This is a genomic window from Streptomyces sp. PsTaAH-124, from assembly GCF_000373685.1.
Classification (GTDB): Bacteria; Actinomycetota; Actinomycetes; order Streptomycetales; family Streptomycetaceae; genus Streptomyces; species Streptomyces andamanensis.
In genome coordinates this window covers 1-17016 of sequence record NZ_KB892202.1, presented here as the reverse complement: position 1 = coordinate 17016, position 17016 = coordinate 1, and the positions used below count along the sequence as shown (strand labels likewise).

Genomic DNA, 17016 nt, shown 5'->3' with positions numbered 1-17016 from the left:
GCGGCCGGCCGGCCCAGGCCGGAGAAGAGACCCATGCCGAGCAGGAGAAGAATTCGATGATCTTCGGGCGTTCCGAGCGCGGCAAGCCGCCCGTCGAGCCCCTCACGCTCAAGATCCTGGTGGCCGGCGGCTTCGGCGTGGGCAAGACGACCCTCGTCGGCGCGGTCAGCGAGATCAGGCCGCTGCGCACCGAGGAACTGCTCACCGAGGCTGGCCGCCCGGTCGACGACGTCAGCGGGGTGGAGGGCAAGCACACCACCACGGTGGCCATGGACTTCGGCCGGATCACGCTCCGCGAGGACCTGGTGCTCTATCTGTTCGGCACCCCCGGGCAGGAACGGTTCTGGTTCATGTGGGACGAGCTGTCCGAGGGCGCGCTCGGCGCGGTCGTGCTCGCCGACACCCGCCGCCTGGAGGACTGCTTCGCCGCCGTCGACTACTTCGAACGCCGGGCCATCCCGTTCGTCGTCGCCGTCAACTGCTTCGAGGGAGCCGCCCGTTACCCGGCGCGGACCGTACGGGACGCGCTCGACCTGGACGACGGCGTCCCCCTGCTGCTGTGCGACGCCCGCGAGCGCGAGTCGGCCAAGGAGACCCTGATCGGCGTCGTCCAGCACGCCATGGCGTACACGGCGGCCCGCCGCCGGGCCGTCTCCGGCTGAGGCCACGTCCACGCGCGCGCGTGCGTCACGGATCTCCCGCACGCGCGCGTGCCGGACGTACGGCGCCGACGGTCACGCGCCGTCGTCACCGTCCTCCAGCCAGCCGAAGCTCTTCTCCACCGCCTTGCGCCAGTTGTGGTACTCGCGCTCGCGCACCCGGTCCTCCATGGAGGGCGTCCACTCGGCGTCCTTCTGCCAGTGCGACTTCAGCTCGTCCAGGTCGTTCCACACGCCGGTGGCGAGCCCGGCCGCGTAGGCGGCTCCCAGACAGGTCGTCTCGGAGACCTTGGGCCGGATCACCGGCACGCCGAGCACGTCCGCCTGGTGCTGCATCAGGAGATTGTTCTTGGTCATCCCGCCGTCCACCTTCAGGGCCGTCAGGCGCACCCCGGAGTCCTGGTACATGGCGTCCACCACCTCGCGGGTCTGCCAGCTGGTCGCCTCCAGCACGGCGCGCGCCAGGTGGGCCTTGGTGACGTACCGCGTCAGGCCGGTGACCACGCCCCGCGCGTCCGCACGCCAGTAGGGCGCGAACAGACCGGAGAACGCGGGCACGATGTACGCGCCGCCGTTGTCCTCGACACCGGCCGCGAGGGGCTCGATGTCGTCGGCGGTGCCGATGATGCCGAGCTGGTCGCGGAACCACTGCACCAGCGCGCCCGTGATCGCGATGGCGCCCTCCAGGCAGTAGACCGGCGCCTCGTCGCCGATCTTGTAGCCCATGGTGGTGAGCAGTCCGTTCTTGGACGGCACGGGCCGGTTGCCGGTGTTCAGCAGCAGGAAGCTGCCGGTGCCGTAGGTGTTCTTCGCGTCGCCCACGTCGTAGCAGGCCTGCCCGAACACGGCCGCCTGCTGGTCGCCCAGGGCCGAGGCCACCGGCACGCCCGCCAGGTGGCCGACCGCGGTGCCGTACACCTCGGACGAGGAGCGGATCTCCGGGAGGATCGCCTCGGGCACGTTCATCGCCGCCAGGATGGCCGGATCCCACTGGAGGGTCTCCAGGTTCATCAGCATGGTGCGGCCCGCGTTGGTGACGTCCGTGACGTGCCGGCCGCCGTCCGTGCCGCCGGTCAGGTTCCAGATGAGCCAGGAGTCGATCGTGCCGAAGGCGATCTCCCCGCGCTCGGCGCGGTCGCGCAGGCCGGCCACGTTGTCCAGCAGCCAGGCGGCCTTGGGACCGGAGAAGTAGCTGGCCAGCGGAAGCCCGGTCTGCTCCCGGAACCGGTCCTGCCCCTCGCTGCCGCCCAGCCGGTCGCACAGCGCCGCGGTACGGGTGTCCTGCCAGACGATCGCGTTGTGCACGGGCTTGCCGGTCGCGCGGTCCCACAGGACGGTCGTCTCGCGCTGGTTGGTGATGCCCAGCGCGCTGAGCTGCCCGGCGTGCAGCCCCGCCTTGGCCGTGGCGCCCGCGACCACCGCCTGCACCTTCGTCCAGATCTCGGTGGCGTCGTGCTCGACCCAGCCCGGCTTGGGGAAGATCTGGCGGTGTTCGCGCTGGTCGACGGCGACGATGGCACCGCGCCGGTCGAAGACGATGCACCGGCTCGACGTGGTGCCCTGGTCGATTGCGGCCACGTACTTCTCGGCGTTGTCCGTCATGGCTACCCCTTGGAGACGCGGTTCCGGCGGATCGCGCGGCCGGAACCCCACCGGAGGAACGACCGGGCACCGGGCCGCTGCGGCCTCCGTGCCCTCACTCGTACGAGTGTGTCCCAGCGGGGCGGAACCCGCTCGGCACGACCACCGCGCCCCCGGCCACCCCACCCGCGCCCCGGCACGAACCCGGCCACCGCCCACGCCCCCGACCGCCCCGTCCAGCCACGACTGTCCCGCCGTCCCGGCATCCCGGCGGGACTGTCACCCGGCCTGCGGCACCGTGGCCGTCCGCCCGCGGCGGATTGTGTGGCCGGGCCGGGGCGCCCGGCCGACGACCCAGCTGGGGCCCTCCAGGGCCTTCGCCGCCCGCTTGAGCGGGGTCAGGCAGGCGGCTGCCTGCCGGTGGTCGGCCACGCTTCCCGGCTCGCAGACGACCGTGGCCAGGGACAGGGTGACCGGCGTTCCGCCCGCCGACCAGGGCGGGTCCAATACGGCGGCCGCCAGCGGATCGAGCGCTTCCGGGTCCGCCAGCAGCAGGAAGTCGTCGCCGCCGATATGTCCCACGCGCGTGGTTCCGGACGCGGCCTGCTCCAGGCTCCGCCCCACCGACCGGATCAGCTCGTCCCCGGCGGCGAACCCGGCGCCGTCGTTGACCTGCTTGAAGCGGTCGATGTCCAGCCAGCTCAGCGAGAACGCCCGGCCGGAGCGGATCCGCCGGTCCACCTCGGACGTGATCGCGTCCGAGCCGGGCAGCCGGGTCAGCGGATTGAGCCCGGCCGCCTCCTCCACCCGGGACTCGGCCAGGGCCCGTACGAGGTCCGCCGGCCGTACGACGCCCACGCACCGCCCCCGGCGGTCGACCACCGCCACGTCGTCGGAGGTCCGCTCCTGCGTGCCGCGCGCGATCATGTCCAGCACCTCCCAGGCCGTCGCCTCGACGTCCACCGTGCGCGGCGGATCGCCGAGCCGGGCGGCCGGGCGGTCGGCGTACAGGGCGTGGCCGTAGCGCCCCGACATCATCAGCAGGAAGCGGGACCGGTGCACGGACCGCAGCGGCACCCCGTGACCGTCCACGAGCAGCACGCCCGTCACCTCGGGCGCACCGGTGAGCAGCGCCCGCACCCGGCCCGCCGGGACGTCCGCGGGCAGGAGCGCGGCGGGCCGCAGGAAGGGGCGCAGCGACGGCCCCGGGCCCGGCACGGCCGGGGCGAGGTCGGGGGAGCGGGGCGGCACGTACACGTCTGCCACGGGCCGCCGGGCCGGTGGCGCGAACAGCTCGCCCTGCGCCCACTGGGCCCCGGCGGACACCGCGAGCGCGCACTGCCGTTCGGTCTCCACGCCCTCGACGGCCAGCAGCGCCCCCGACTGCTCGCACAGCGTGCGCATCGCCCGTACCGCCGCCGGCCGGGACAGCAGCGAGGAGTCCAGTTTCACCAGGTCGGGGGCGAGGTCGACGAGCAGGCGCAGCGGCATGTCGCCGTCCCCGACCCCGTCAGCGCCGATCCGGAACCCCCGCTCCCGCACGGCGGACACGGCCTCCAGCAGGGCCGGGCGCGGTACGTGCGCGTACGGCGGTACGACGTCGAGCGTGACCTCCCACGGCAGGCGGCCCGCCCGGCGCACGGCCTCGTACAGGGCGGGCAGGCCGCCGAGGTCGGCGAGCGTGCGGGCGAACACATTGATGTGCAGGGGCAGCAGCGTCTCCGTACGGGCCGCCGCGCGCAGCGCCGACACGGTCAGCCGGCCGTCCAGCTCGGGGTCGCGGAGCGCCTCGGCGAGCACGTCACCGGTCTCCGGCCGGGCCAGGACCTCCAGGGCCACGACCCCTCCGGTGGCCAGGTTGACCACCGGCTGGAAGGCGAAGCGGAGCGAGTCCGCCCAGGGACGCATGGGATGCACGGCAGCATGATGGCGCCGCGTGCGGCGGCGCGGGCCGCGTTCATGAGACGTTCACGTGAGGTCACCCGTCGGCGGCACCCCGTAGGCGGAGCGGCTTCCGGGCGTTCCGCTTCCCCGGCGGGCCGGACCCCGCTAGATGTAGGAGACATGACACGACTGTCCCGGGCCGCGCGCACCGCCGTCACCGCCCTCGCCGCCCTGCTGACCCTGACCGCCGCTTCCGCGACGACCGCCGCCGCACCCCGGACCCGTACCGTCCCGGACCCGCGGGCGCCCGCCGACTTCGTGGCCCTGAGCGACATCGACCCGACGATCCTCCAGGAGATGCGCTACTTCACCCCGCACAACTTCATGGGCGAGCCCGTCGACGGCTACCGCCGGCCGATGTGCCTCCTCACCCGCCCCGCCGCCCAGGCTCTGCACCGCGCCCAGCGCCGACTGCTGCGCCGGGGCCACACCCTCAAGGTGTACGACTGCTACCGGCCGCAGCGCGCCGTCGACCACTTCGTGCGCTGGGCCCGCGACCTCGACGACCAGTCCATGAAGGGCGAGTTCTACCCGCGCGTCGACAAGACCCGCCTGTTCGACGACGGCTACATCGCGGCGAAGTCCGGCCACAGCCGCGGCTCGACCATCGACCTCACCGTCGTCCCGCTCCCGGTCCGGCCGACCCCTCCGTACGACCCCGCCCGGCCCCTGACGCCCTGCTACGCACCGCGCGCGGAGCGCTTCCCGGACAACTCCCTGGACATGGGCACGGGCTTCGACTGCTTCGACACGCTCGCGCACACCCTCGACCCCCGGATCCGGGGCCGGCAGCACGCTCACCGGATGCTGCTCAAGGACACCCTGGAGCGCGTCGGGCTCGTGAACCTGCCCGAGGAGTGGTGGCACTTCACCTACCAGCCCGAACCGTACCCGGACACCTATTTCGACTTCCCCGTCTCCCGGGCCTCGCTCACCAGCGGCCCGCGCTCGGATGCCGGGCCCTCCTGACACAGGACGACCGGTCGGGATCGGATACAGTCCGCGCGTGTCCGAGAATCCACACCCGACTGTCAACTCCGTGCCCGATTCCCACTGTTCGGGCTGCGGAGCGCCCTACGGAGAGCGCATCTCCGGCTGGCCCCGCACCTGCCCGGCCTGCGGGGCCGTGGCCTACCGCAACCCGCTGCCGGTGGCGGTGGCCCTCCAGCCCGTCTACGACCCGAAGGGCACCGCCCTGGTGGTGATCACCCGCACCATCGACCCCGCGCGCGGCGGCACGGCCCTGCCCGGCGGCTACGTCGACGACCGCGAGGACTGGCGCCAGGCCCTCGTGCGCGAACTCAAGGAGGAGACGGGCATCGACGCCGCCGCCCGCGACGTACGGCTCGCCGACGCCATGAGCGCGCCCGACGGCCACCTCCTGCTCTTCGGGATGCTCCCCGAACGCCCCGCCGAAGGGCTGCCGGAGTCCGCCGCCACCGACGAGACGTCCGGCTGGCACCTGCTGCGCAGGCCCGAGGAACTGGCCTTCCCTCTGCACACCCTGGCGGCACGGGCCTGGTTCGAGGGCCGCTACGTCTGACCCGTCCAGTCCTCTCCCGTCACGCCCCGTCTCCCGTCCCGGGCCGGTCCGGGCCACCGGCCCACCGCCCGGCCCGCCTCGGCCCGGCCCGGCACGGCCCGACTCAGTCAAGCCCCCGCACCCGCACCGGACGCGACGGCGCCACCGCACCGTCCTCCCGCTCCTGCTCCACGACCACCCGCCGGCCCTGCCCGCGGACGGAGTACCGCTCGATCGCGGGCTCGTCCCAGCCGTCGCCCGCGTCCGGCACCACCAGCCCGCCCCCGCCACGCCCGGGGGCGGGCGCCCACACCTCCAGTTCCACCTCGTCCGTCCCGCCCCGCACCGGGAGCACGGCACCCGCGCGCGCGAACACCGGGATCCGCCCCAGCGGCGCCTCCACGACCGCCTTCCCCGGCCCCACGTACGCCCGGCCGGTCGCCGTGTCGTACCAGCGGCCCCGCGGCAGCCGCACCGTCCGCCGCTCCGCGCCGGGCTGGAGCACCGGCGCCACCAGCAGCGCGTCGCCCAGCAGGAAGGCGTCCCCGCAGTCCCGCAGCGCCCGGTCCTCGGGGGTGTTCCACCACACCGGGCGGACGTACGGCGCGCCCGTGCGCCGGGCCAGATGCGCCAGTGTGACGAAGTACGGCAGCAGCCGGCGCCGCTCCAGCAGCGCCGCGCGCGCGTGCTCCAGCACCTCGGGACCGAACTCCCACGGCTCCCGCCGCCCCGCCCGCAGGCTCGCGTGCGTCCGGAACAGCGGCAGATACGCGGCCAGCTGGAACCAGCGCAGGAACAGCTCGGGCGAGGGACTGCCGTCGAAGCCGCCCACGTCGGGCCCCGAGTAGGGCACCCCGCACAGGCCCAGGCCCAGCACCAGCGACAGCGACGCCCGCAGTCCGGGCCAGCCCGTGGCCACGTCCCCCGACCAGGTCCCGCCGTAGCGCTGTAGCCCGGCCCAGCCCGAACGCGAGAACACGAACGGCCGCTCCCCGGGCACCGCGGCGCGCACGCCCTCGTACCCGGCCTGCGCCATGCACAGCCCGTACACGTTGTGCGCCTCGCGGTGGTCGCCGCCGCGGCCCTCCAGGGCGTGCCGCGCCGACCGCGGCAGCGTGGTCTCGCCGAAGGCCGCGAAGGACGTCGGTTCGTTCATGTCGTGCCAGAAACCGGAGAAGCCCTGGGCCAGCCGCTCCCGGTACAGCCCGCCCCACCACGCGCGCACACGCGCGTGCGTGAAGTCCGGGAAGACCGTCTCTCCGGGCCACACCACACCCCGTACGACGTCCCCCGACGCATCCCGCACGAATGCGTCCTGCGTCGTCCCCGAGTCGTACACGGCGTCCCCCGGCGCGGCGCGCACCCCCGGGTCGACGATCGACACCAGCCTGATCCCGTCCCGGCGCAGCTCCTCCGCGAGCACCGGCAGCTTGGGGAAGCGCTCCTGGTCGACGGTGAAGACCCGGTGCGCGTCCAGGTGGTCGATGTCCAGGTGCACGGCGTCCAGCGGGAGACCGCGCTCCTGGTAGCCCGCGACGATCCGGCGCACCTCCTGCTCGCTGCCGAAGCCCCACCGCGCGTGCTGGTGGCCGAGCGCCCACGCGGGCGGCAGCGCGGCCGCTCCGGTGAGCGAGGCCCAGGTGTGCAGCACGCGCGCGGGAGTGCCGACGACCACCCAGCAGCGCAGCGGTCCGCCGTCCATCCGCAGCTCGCTCGCGCCGGGCCGGTCGTGCCCCGAACCGGCGCCCTCCTCACCCTCGCGCAGGACGACGGTGCCGTCCCAGGAGTTGTCGTGGAACACCAGGTGGGTGCCCGCGTCCGCGACGACCAGCTGCACCGGCATCGTGAGGTACAGCGGATCGTCGCCGGGCCCGAACGGGCGGCCGGGATCGGTGTTCCACAGGCGGTAGGCGCCGTCGCGCAGACGCGGACCCGACGCCCGCGCGCCCAGGCCGAAGAACCGCGCGTCCGCCGTCACCCGGGACCGCTGCATCCAGCGCGCCGTCCCGCCGCCGACCGGCTCCCACCAGCGGGGCGGCAGATCGCGGCGCAACGGCACACCGCCGGGCGTGCACACCTCCACGGCGCCGTGCCGCGAGACGGTGACGGTGACCCGCTCGGCCACCACTCGCCAGCCGCCGTCCTTGTCCGGCTCCAGCACCGCCCGCGGGTCGGGCTCGGGACCCTCCCCGGCCAGGGCGTACGACGGCAGGGGAGCGGCCCCGTCCCAGCCCCAGAAGACCGCGCCGTTCGCCGCGACGAGCAGGCGCAGCTCCGAGCGGCTGAACCGCACCACACCGCCCCCCGGGCCGGGCAGCGCGTCCAGCACCTCACCGGGCACCCGCGCCCGCTCCGCGCCCCGCGGGGGCAGGCCCTCGGCGTCGGCACGCCGCCGACGCCAGGCGGCCCGTACGGTGCGCACCCCCTGGGCCGCCCCCGCGGAGCCGACCGCCTTCACCGAACGCACCAGGTCACGACCGTTCATGCTGATCACCCTGCCATTGACGGCGCCGCGCGGAGGTGTCGTTCAACTGCCGTTCACCCAGGCTCGGGCCACATCTTCACGACAGGGACTATGTGGGGCCAACCCTGGTGCGGAAGTCGATCACATGGCATCGTCCGTGTCAGCCGCGTCACGCGCACACCCCAGCACGTGCGCGGACCGACGCACACGACGCGCAGAGTCCGGGAGCCGCCCATGTCGACCGTGAACCCCCTGCCGCTCTGGCAGCCCGATCCGCAGCGGATCGCCCAGGCCCAGATCACGCAGTTCCAGGCGTGGGCGGCCGCACACCACGGAGCGCCCGCCGAGGGCGGCTACCCGGCCCTGCACCGCTGGTCCGTCGACCACCTGGAGAGCTTCTGGCAGGCCGTCACCGAGTGGTTCGACGTCCGCTTCAGCACCCCCTACGCGCGCGTGCTGGGCGACCGTACGATGCCCGGGGCGCAGTGGTTCCCCGGCGCCACCGTGAACTACGCCGAGCACGCCCTGCGCGCGGCCGCCACCCGCGCGGACGAGCCCGCCCTCCTCCAGGTGGACGAGACCCACGAACCGCGCCCGGTGACCTGGTCCGAGCTGCGCCGCCAGGTCGGCTCGCTCGCCGCCGAGCTGCGCGCCCTCGGCGTACGCCCGGGGGACCGGGTCAGCGGCTATCTCCCGAACATCCCCGAGGCCGTCGTCGCCCTGCTCGCCACCGCCGCGGTCGGCGCCGTCTGGACCTCCTGCGCCCCCGACTTCGGTGCCCGCAGCGTCCTCGACCGCTTCCAGCAGGTCGAACCGGTCGTGCTGTTCACCGTCGACGGCTACCGCTACGGCGGCAAGGAGCACGACCGCGGCGACGTCGTCGCCGAACTGCGCCGCGAACTGCCCACCCTGCGCGCCGTGGTGCACATCCCGCTGCTGGGCACCGCCGCACCGGAGGGCACCCTCGCCTGGTCCGACCTGACCTCGGCCGACGTCGAACCCGTCTTCGAACAGGTGCCCTTCGACCATCCGCTGTGGGTGCTGTACTCCTCGGGCACCACGGGCCTGCCCAAGGCCATCGTGCAGTCCCAGGGCGGCATCCTCGTCGAGCACCTCAAGCAGCTCGGCCTGCACTGCGACCTGGGTCCCGGGGACCGCTTCTTCTGGTACACGTCCACCGGCTGGATGATGTGGAACTTCCTCGTCTCCGGCCTGCTGACCGGGACGACGATCGTCCTGTACGACGGCAGCCCGGGGTACCCCGACACGGGCGCCCAGTGGCGCATCGCCGAGCGCACCGGGGCCACCCTCTTCGGCACCTCGGCCGCCTATGTGATGGCCTGCCGCAAGGCGGGGGTGCACCCGGCGCGCGACCACGACGTGTCGCGGATCCGGTGCGTCGCCACCACCGGGTCGCCGCTCCCGCCCGACGGGTTCCGCTGGCTGCACGACGAGGTCGGCGACGACCTGTGGATCGCCTCCGTCAGCGGGGGCACCGACGTCTGCTCCTGCTTCGCCGGGGCCGTGCCGACCCTGCCCGTCCACATCGGCGAACTCCAGGCCCCCTGCCTCGGCACCGACCTGCGGTCCTGGGACCCGGAGGGGAGGCCCCTGGTCGACGAGGTCGGCGAGCTGGTCGTCACCAACCCCATGCCCTCGATGCCGATCCACTTCTGGAACGACCCGGACGGCAGCCGCTACCACGACAGCTACTTCTCCGTGTACCCCGGCGTATGGCGGCACGGCGACTGGATCACCCTCACCTCCCGCGGCTCCGTGATCATCCACGGCCGCTCCGACTCCACGCTCAACCGCCAGGGCGTGCGCATGGGGTCCGCCGACATCTACGAGGCCGTCGAGCGGCTCCCCGAGATCAGGGAGTCCCTGGTCATCGGCGTCGAACAGCCCGACGGCGGCTACTGGATGCCGCTCTTCGTCCAGCTGGCCCCCGGAGCCGTCCTGGACGACGCGCTGCTGGACCGCATCAAGCGGACCATCCGCGAACAGCTCTCCCCGCGCCACGTGCCCGACGAGGTCATCGCGGTCCCCGGCGTCCCGCACACCCTCACCGGCAAGCGCATCGAGGTCCCGGTCAAACGCCTGCTCCAGGGCACCCCGCTGGAGAAGGCCGTCAATCCCGGCTCCGTCGACGACCTCGGCCTGCTGCGCTTCTACGAGGAACTGGCCCGCAAGCGCGCCTGACGCGGACGGACCGGGCCCGCGCGGACCCGGTCCGCCGCCCGCCGGTCAGCCGCCGTAGGTGGCCTCCGACTCGTCCAGCACCGCGGCGAAGTCGGAGGCCAGCCGGGCCGCGTCCGCGGGTTCCAGGCCGGCCACGGAGATCCGCAGCCCCGGCGGCGACGCCAGCCGGAACCTGGCACCCGCCGCGACCCACCAGCCGTAGGACCGCAGCCCGTTCACCACCGCCGACTCGTCGGCCACCGGAACCCACACGTTCATCCCGCTTGCCCCGTGGGCCGCGATGCCCCGGTCCGCCAGCTCCCCGAGCAGGGCGCCGCGCCGCACGGAGTACGCCCCACGCGCGCGGGACACCAGCGCACGCGTGTCCTCGTCGGTCAGCAGCCCGTGCACCGTCTCCTGGAGCAGATGACTGACCCAGCCCGAGGTCAGCAGCAGCCGCCCGTCGTGCCGGGCCAGGGTGACGGCGTCGCAGGCCGCCACCGCACAGCGCAGGTCCGCCCCGAGGAACTTGCTCACCGTCCGCACATGCACCCACCGGGACAGGCCGGCGGAGCCGAGGGCGTGCAGCGGTACGTCCGCCACCGCCGACGTGTGGTCGTTCTCCAGGACCAGGACGTCCGGCTCCGCGCGCAGCACATCGGCGAGCGCCGCGCGCCGCTCGGCCGAGAAGCACCCGCCGTACGGGTTCTGCCCGCGCGGACTGCACACCACGGCGCGCGCACCGGCCCGCAGCGCCCGCCGCAGGGCCTCGGGCCGCATCCCCTCGTCGTCCACCGCCACCGGCACGCTGCGCAGCCCCAGCGCGGTCACCAGGTCGAGCAGGTGGTGGTAGCCCGGGTCCTCCATCGCCACCGCGTCGCCGGGACGCAGCTCCACGGAGAGCAGCCGGCCCACCAGATCCAGCGCGCCGTGCGCGAAGGTCACGTGCTCCACCGGCACTCCGTCCGCGCCGAGCCAGTCGCGCACCGTGTCCTCCAGCCGGGGCAGCCGGGGGGACGAGCGGTGCGAGCGCGCGCCGGGCGCCAGCCGGGACGGCGGTGCCAGAGCGGGCAGGAACGCGGGATCCGGATGCCCGCCCGCCAGGTCACGCAGCCCTTGCGGGACCCTCGGCGGCCGCCGTGAGGCCACCGCGGGGGCGGGCGCCACCACGGTCCCGCCCCGGCCGCGGGTCACCACGATGCCCCGCCCTCGCAGCTCCTTGTACGCCGTTGCCACCGTCCCCGGGCTCACCGCCAGTTCGTCCGCGAGCCGCCGCACCGGCGGCAGCGCCGCGCCCGGCGCCAACGCCCCCTCGGAGACGGCGTGTTCCACCGACGAGGCAATCGCCTTGGCCGTCGCCCCACTGATCGCATAATGTACTGCCACGTTAATCATTGTGTATCAATACATAATGTCAGGCAAGGGGGAGCAGTGCGCATCACTCGCGGTACGAGAACCAAGGGCACCGGCACCACACCGACCACCAGGACAGGACGCCCGCGCGTACCCGGCGGCCCCGACGGCCGCCGCATGCTCCTCGTCGCCCTCGTCGACCGCACCGGCAGCGGACTGTGGGCCTCCGTCTCCGTCCTCTACTTCACCTACGTCTCCGGACTCTCCCTCGCCCAGGTCGGCACCCTCGCCGCCCTCGCCGGAGCCGTCGGCATCGCCGGCGCCCCCCTCGGCGGCCGCCTCGCCGACCGGTTCCCGCTCACCCGCGTCCTCATCGCACTGCAACTCCTGCGCGCCGTCGCCTCCCTGGGCCTGCTCACCACCGACGACTACGGCCTGCTGCTCGTCTTCTCCGCCCTCGGCGGCCTCGGCGACCGCGCCGCCAGCATCCTCACCAAGCTCTACGCCACCCGCGTCTCAGGCCCCGACCGCGTCCGCTACCAGGCCCTCAACCGCACCGCGGCCAACGCGGGCTGGGCCCTGGGCGGCCTCGCGGCCGCGGGCGCCCTCGCCGTCGGCACCACCGCCGCCTACCGGTGGCTGCTCCTCGGCGACGCCCTCTCCTTCGTCGCCGTCGCACTGCTCACCCTGCGCTGCGGCGAACCCCCCTCGCCCTCCCGCACCGTCACCGCCACCGGCACCCCCGCTCCCACCGCCCGGCCCGCCACCCCGTGGCGGGACCGCACCTACCTCGCCTACGTCGCCACCGAGACCGTCCTCTTCCTCGACGACGCGGTCTTCAAGGTCGGCCTCCCCCTGTGCATCGCCCACAGCAGCGACGTCCCGCACGGCCTCGCCCCGCTGCTGATGGTCCTCAACAACGTGATGGTCGTCGCCCTCCAGGTCCCCCTGGCACGCTTCGGCGCCACCACCGCCGCGGCCCGCACCCTTCTGCTCCCGCTCTCGGTCGCCTACGCACTCGGCGGCACCGCCCTCGCCCTCTCCACGGCCGGCGGCACCCGCACGGCGGTCGCGCTCCTCACCGGCGCCGCCGCGGTCTTCACCCTCGCCGAGATGCTCCACGCCACCGTCTCCTGGGAACTGTCCGTCGCCCTCGCCCCCGGCACGGCCCAGGGCACCTACCTCGGCGTCCACGGACTGGCCCAGGCCGCCCAGCGCAGCATCGGCCCCCTCGCCGTCACCGCGGCCCTCGCCACCGGCCCCGCCGGATGGGCCGTCTTCGGCGGCGGCATCGCCCTGACCTGCGTCATCCAGCACCGCACCGTCCGCGGCCGCCTCAGCGGACCCCCGTTGTCAGTGCCCCCGGTTACGGTGAGTGAGCATTGATCGACCGTGCACACACGGCACACCATGGGGGAAACATGGCGCACACCGACCACCGGACCATGCGACGCGCCCTGCGCCGCGAGATCGCCGGCACCATCGGCCTGCTCACCGACGCACAGGACTTCCGCGCCATGCGGCGCTACCGGAGCTTCGTCTTCGACGACCACAGCACCTACCTCCGTCACGTCGAAGCACTCCTGAGGGTCAGGGCGGCCCAGGGCGGCCACACCACCGTCGCCCTCTTCGACCCCGAGGAATACGCCGCGTTCTGCGCGCGGACCGGACTCGACCCGGACACGGGCGCCAGCCGCGCCCGCTTCACCGCCGAGCTGGCCGGCGCGGGCCCGGCCCTGCCCTACGACGGCAGGCCGCTCACCGAACTCGTCCCCGCCCTCGTCGACGAGGCCGTCCGCCAGGCCACCTGGGAGTACGCCTCCACCCTCCTCGCCCGGCTCGGCCCCTGCGCCGCATGCGGCGAGGACATCGGCCGCGCCGCCTTCGCCAGGGCCGCCGGCCTCCTCGTCCGCATCCTCGACACCGCCCCGCCCGGCAACCGCCACCTGGTGTGCAGCGTCTCCACCGCACCCGAGACCCTGCTCGCCGCGCTCCGCGCCGACGACCAGGACGGTGACGGTCCGCCGGGCGACACCACCCGCCTCGACGAGGCCGAAGCCCTCGAATTCACCACGGTCCTGGCCCTCGGCCTCGCCACCCGCAGCCCCGGCGGACTCGTCATGCGCACCACGGCACCGGGCACACCCGACCGGGTCTACGGCTGGCGCCTGCGCGGCGACCGGCTGCACCCGCTCACCGCCGCGGAGGTCTTCGACGCCTACTGCACCGACATCGAGTCCGGCGACCTCGTCGCACCCGAGTCCGGCGTGGACTACACGACACCCCCCGACCTCGGGGACGAAGGACCCACACCCCCGCACCGGCACTGAACAGCACCGGCACCGGCACCGGGCACACCGGACACACGAGGGGCGCTCCACCCGAAGGCGGAGCGCCCCTCACGGACCGGCCGGAGCGCCGACCGGTCCTCTCACCGTCCGCTCACTCGCCGGACAGCACCGCCTGCGCCGCCTCGCGCGCCTCCTCGGCACTGTCCGTGGCCCGCGCCGCAGCCGCGGCACGCTCGCACTGCGCCAGCGTGTACTTGGCCAGCGCGGCCCGCACATACGGAAGCGACGCCGCACCCATCGACAGGGAGGTGACCCCCAGACCGGTCAGTACACACGCCAGCAGCGGATCCGCGGCCGCCTCACCGCAGACACCGCAGCTCTTGCCCTCGGCCCGCGCCGCCTCGGCGGCCAGCGCGACCAGGTCAAGCAGCGCAGGCTGCCACGGATCCTGCAACCGCGACACCGCACCCACCTGACGGTCGGCGGCGAAGGTGTACTGCGCGAGGTCGTTGGTCCCCAGCGACAGGAACTCCACCTCCTGGAGCACCGACCGCGCCCGCAGCGCCGCCGACGGGATCTCCACCATCGCACCGAACTTCGCCCGCAGCCCCGCCGCACGGCAGGCGTCCGCGAACGCCTTGGCGTCGGCCCGGTCGGCGACCATCGGCGCCATGACCTCAAGGTGCACCGGCAGCCCCTCGGCCGCCCTGGCGAGCGCCGCCAGCTGAGTGCGCAGCACCTCCGGGTGGTCCAGCAGCGTCCGCAGACCACGCACCCCCAGAGCGGGGTTCGGCTCGTCCGCGGGCGTCAGGAAGTCGAGCGGCTTGTCCGCGCCCGCGTCCAGCACCCGTACGACCACACGGCCCTCGGGGAACGCCTCCAGCACCTGCCGGTAGGCCTCGACCTGCTTCTCCTCGGACGGCGCGTTCCTGCTGTCGTCCAGGAACAGGAACTCGGTCCGGAACAGACCCACGCCCTCGGCGCCCGCCTCGACCGCCGCCGGGACGTCCGAGGGCCCGCCGATGTTGGCCAGCAGCGGCACCTTGTGACCGTCGGAGGTCGCACCCGGACCCGTGGACGCGGCCAGCGCCGCCCTGCGCTCGGCCGCGGCCGCCTCCAGCTGCCCCTTCTTCTCCTCGCTCGGGTTCACGAAGATCTCGCCGGAGCTGCCGTCCACGGCGATCACCGTGCCCTCGGCCAGCTCACCGGCCCCCGGCAGCGCCACCACGGCCGGCACCCCGAGCGCCCGCGCCAGAATCGCGCTGTGACTCGTCGGCCCGCCCTCCTCGGTGACGAAACCGAGGACCAGCGTCGGATCGAGCAGCGCGGTGTCGGCCGGCGCCAGATCCCGCGCGACCAGCACATACGGCTCGTCACTGTCCGGCACGCCCGGCATCGGCACGCCCAGCAGACGCGCGACGATACGGTTCCGCACGTCGTCGAGGTCCGCCACGCGCCCCGCGAGGTACTCACCGGCACCCGCCAGCAGATCCCGGTACGCGGCGAACGCGTCGTACACGGCGCGCTCCGCGGTGCTGCCGACGGCGATACGCCGGTCGACGTCCGCGATCAGCTCCGGGTCCTGCGCCATCAGGGCCTGCGCCTCCAGCACGGCCTGCGCCTCGCCGCCCGCCAGGTTGCCCCGCGCGGTGAGGTCGGCGGCCACGGCGTCCACGGCCTGGCGGGCGCGCCCCTGTTCACGCTCCGCCTCGTCCGCCGCTATCTGCTTCGCGGGCGGCTCCAGGACCGCCGTACCCATGTGCCGAACCTCGCCGATCGCCACACCGTGGCTCACACCGACGCCTCGCAGCGTTGTCTCCATCTCACCCGTCTCCGTTAATGCGGCGCATGCCGCCGTGGTGGTCGTTCTGTGCGCCGTCCGGCGAACGGCGGGGCGGTCAGCTCCAGGAGAAGAGGCTGTCGCCGGCCTTCACCTCGCCGCTCTCGTGCAGGTCGGCGAGGGACTCCGCCGTGGCCTCGAGCGCGACGACGGGACATACGGGGGACTTGCCGGCGGCCTCGACGGCGGCGGGGTCCCAGCGCACCACGGCCTGGCCGCGGGTCACCGTGTCGCCCTTGTTCACGAGGAGCTCGAAGCCCTCGCCGTTGAGCTGAACGGTGTCGATACCGAGGTGGACGAGCACGCCGTGGCCCTGCTCGTCGACGACGACGAAGGCGTGCGGGTGCAGCGAGACGATGACACCGTCCACGGGGGCGACGGCCTCGGAGGGCTCACGCACCGGGTCGATGGCGGTGCCGGGGCCGACCATGGCGCCGGCGAAGACGGGGTCCGGCACGTTGGCCAGTCCGATGGCACGTCCGGCGAGCGGGGACGTCACGGTGGTCATGGGAAGCCTCCCAGGGGTGGAGATTCGTAGGGCCGTCACTGCCTGTACCGGACGGCGTGCTGTCCAGCAGCGTATGTCACGGTAAGTGCCGGTTCCGGCCGAGAGCTTACGACAGCTCACCTTAGTGGTCTAGACCACCAATCCCATGGATTTGCACCCGCTCCACGGGCCCCTGTACAGTCGTACTCCTGCCTGGGGGTGAGCGACGCGAACAAGCGTCCTTGACCCGAGCGGAACCCAACTCGTCAGATCCTATCTCTGGATCCCCTTCCGCATGCTCGCGGGACGGTGGTCAAGAGGGCCGGAAAAGCCTGATAGGGTTTGGAACACCGAAGGGAAGCGCCCAGAGGAAAGCCCGAGAGGGTGAGTACAAAGGAAGCGTNCGTTCCTTGAGAACTCAACAGCGTGCCAAAAGTCAACGCCAGATATGTTGATACCCCGTCTCCGGCCGTCATGGTCGGGACGAGGTTCCTTTGAAGAAAACACAGCGAGGACGCTGTGAACCGGGGGAACATTCCTTCCCCTTGGTTCCGCTCTCGTGCGTGTCAACCGGCTGAATTAATTTTCTGGCCGAGTAAACATTCACGGAGAGTTTGATCCTGGCTCAGGACGAACGCTGGCGGCGTGCTTAACACATGCAAGTCGAACGATGAACCACTTCGGTGGGGATTAG

At 73.5% G+C, this 17016-nt stretch carries 12 protein-coding genes and 1 rRNA gene; 7 read left to right on the top strand and 6 right to left on the bottom strand.

Features of this window, described 5'->3' with window-relative positions:
• The first annotated feature begins 56 nt into the window (after positions 1–56).
• Positions 57–662, top strand: a complete 606-nt coding sequence (locus tag B086_RS0129980) for a GTP-binding protein (RefSeq protein ID WP_018570129.1) — start codon at positions 57–59, stop codon at positions 660–662.
• Between the two features lie 72 nt (positions 663–734).
• Here the strand turns inward: B086_RS0129980 and glpK are convergent, their stop codons facing one another.
• Entirely contained in the window at positions 735–2261 is a 1527-nt protein-coding gene (glpK, locus tag B086_RS0129975) for a glycerol kinase GlpK (protein WP_018570128.1), read from the bottom strand.
• 258 nt (positions 2262–2519) lie between these two features.
• The gene (locus B086_RS0129970; protein WP_018570127.1) at positions 2520–4148 is read right to left on the bottom strand and encodes a GGDEF domain-containing protein; all 1629 of its coding nucleotides are present in this window, start codon (positions 4146–4148) and stop codon (positions 2520–2522) included.
• 156 nt (positions 4149–4304) lie between these two features.
• Here B086_RS0129970 and B086_RS0129965 point away from each other — a divergent pair, with 156 nt between their 5' ends.
• Both B086_RS0129965 and B086_RS0129960 read left to right on the top strand, forming a co-directional pair.
• A complete protein-coding gene (locus B086_RS0129965; protein ID WP_018570126.1) occupies positions 4305–5153 on the top strand; it encodes a M15 family metallopeptidase in 849 nt (282 codons plus the stop codon).
• A 37-nt stretch (positions 5154–5190) separates the two neighbouring features.
• Entirely contained in the window at positions 5191–5727 is a 537-nt protein-coding gene (locus B086_RS0129960; protein ID WP_018570125.1) for an NUDIX domain-containing protein, read from the top strand.
• A 103-nt stretch (positions 5728–5830) separates the two neighbouring features.
• Here the strand turns inward: B086_RS0129960 and B086_RS0129955 are convergent, their stop codons facing one another.
• Entirely contained in the window at positions 5831–8191 is a 2361-nt protein-coding gene (locus B086_RS0129955; protein ID WP_018570124.1) for a TIM-barrel domain-containing protein, read from the bottom strand.
• Positions 8192–8404: 213 nt separating this feature from the next.
• Here B086_RS0129955 and B086_RS0129950 point away from each other — a divergent pair, with 213 nt between their 5' ends.
• Positions 8405–10372, top strand: coding sequence for an acetoacetate--CoA ligase (locus B086_RS0129950; RefSeq protein ID WP_018570123.1), 1968 nt, complete (start codon positions 8405–8407; stop codon positions 10370–10372).
• A gap of 45 nt (positions 10373–10417) precedes the next feature.
• On the opposite strand, the gene B086_RS0129945 is transcribed toward B086_RS0129950, so the two are convergent.
• Positions 10418–11737: an aminotransferase class I/II-fold pyridoxal phosphate-dependent enzyme gene (locus B086_RS0129945; RefSeq protein WP_037874224.1), complete on the bottom strand. Its 1320-nt coding sequence runs from the start codon at positions 11735–11737 to the stop codon at positions 10418–10420.
• 45 nt (positions 11738–11782) lie between these two features.
• Here B086_RS0129945 and B086_RS0129940 point away from each other — a divergent pair, with 45 nt between their 5' ends.
• The gene (locus B086_RS0129940; RefSeq protein WP_324604705.1) at positions 11783–13090 is read left to right on the top strand and encodes an MFS transporter; all 1308 of its coding nucleotides are present in this window, start codon (positions 11783–11785) and stop codon (positions 13088–13090) included.
• Positions 13091–13125: 35 nt separating this feature from the next.
• Entirely contained in the window at positions 13126–14034 is a 909-nt protein-coding gene (locus B086_RS0129935; protein WP_018570120.1) for a hypothetical protein, read from the top strand.
• 112 nt (positions 14035–14146) lie between these two features.
• Here the strand turns inward: B086_RS0129935 and ptsP are convergent, their stop codons facing one another.
• Positions 14147–15817, bottom strand: coding sequence for a phosphoenolpyruvate--protein phosphotransferase (gene ptsP / locus B086_RS0129930; RefSeq protein WP_018570119.1), 1671 nt, complete (start codon positions 15815–15817; stop codon positions 14147–14149).
• Between the two features lie 76 nt (positions 15818–15893).
• On the bottom strand, positions 15894–16343 hold the full coding sequence (locus B086_RS0129925) for a PTS sugar transporter subunit IIA (RefSeq protein WP_018570118.1): 450 nt from the start codon (positions 16341–16343) through the stop codon (positions 15894–15896).
• Positions 16344–16924: 581 nt separating this feature from the next.
• Here B086_RS0129925 and B086_RS0129920 point away from each other — a divergent pair.
• Positions 16925–17016 (top strand): 16S ribosomal RNA (locus B086_RS0129920); the annotation flags it as partial.

Coding starts and splice junctions, on each gene's coding strand:
- B086_RS0129980 (WP_018570129.1), top strand. CDS start 57: ATGATCTTCGGGCGTTCCGAGCGCGGCAAGCCGCCCGTCGAGCCCCTC.
- glpK (WP_018570128.1), bottom strand. CDS start 2,261: ATGACGGACAACGCCGAGAAGTACGTGGCCGCAATCGACCAGGGCACC.
- B086_RS0129970 (WP_018570127.1), bottom strand. CDS start 4,148: ATGCGTCCCTGGGCGGACTCGCTCCGCTTCGCCTTCCAGCCGGTGGTC.
- B086_RS0129965 (WP_018570126.1), top strand. CDS start 4,305: ATGACACGACTGTCCCGGGCCGCGCGCACCGCCGTCACCGCCCTCGCC.
- B086_RS0129955 (WP_018570124.1), bottom strand. CDS start 8,191: ATGAACGGTCGTGACCTGGTGCGTTCGGTGAAGGCGGTCGGCTCCGCG.
- B086_RS0129950 (WP_018570123.1), top strand. CDS start 8,405: ATGTCGACCGTGAACCCCCTGCCGCTCTGGCAGCCCGATCCGCAGCGG.
- B086_RS0129935 (WP_018570120.1), top strand. CDS start 13,126: ATGGCGCACACCGACCACCGGACCATGCGACGCGCCCTGCGCCGCGAG.
- ptsP (WP_018570119.1), bottom strand. CDS start 15,817: ATGGAGACAACGCTGCGAGGCGTCGGTGTGAGCCACGGTGTGGCGATC.
- B086_RS0129925 (WP_018570118.1), bottom strand. CDS start 16,343: ATGACCACCGTGACGTCCCCGCTCGCCGGACGTGCCATCGGACTGGCC.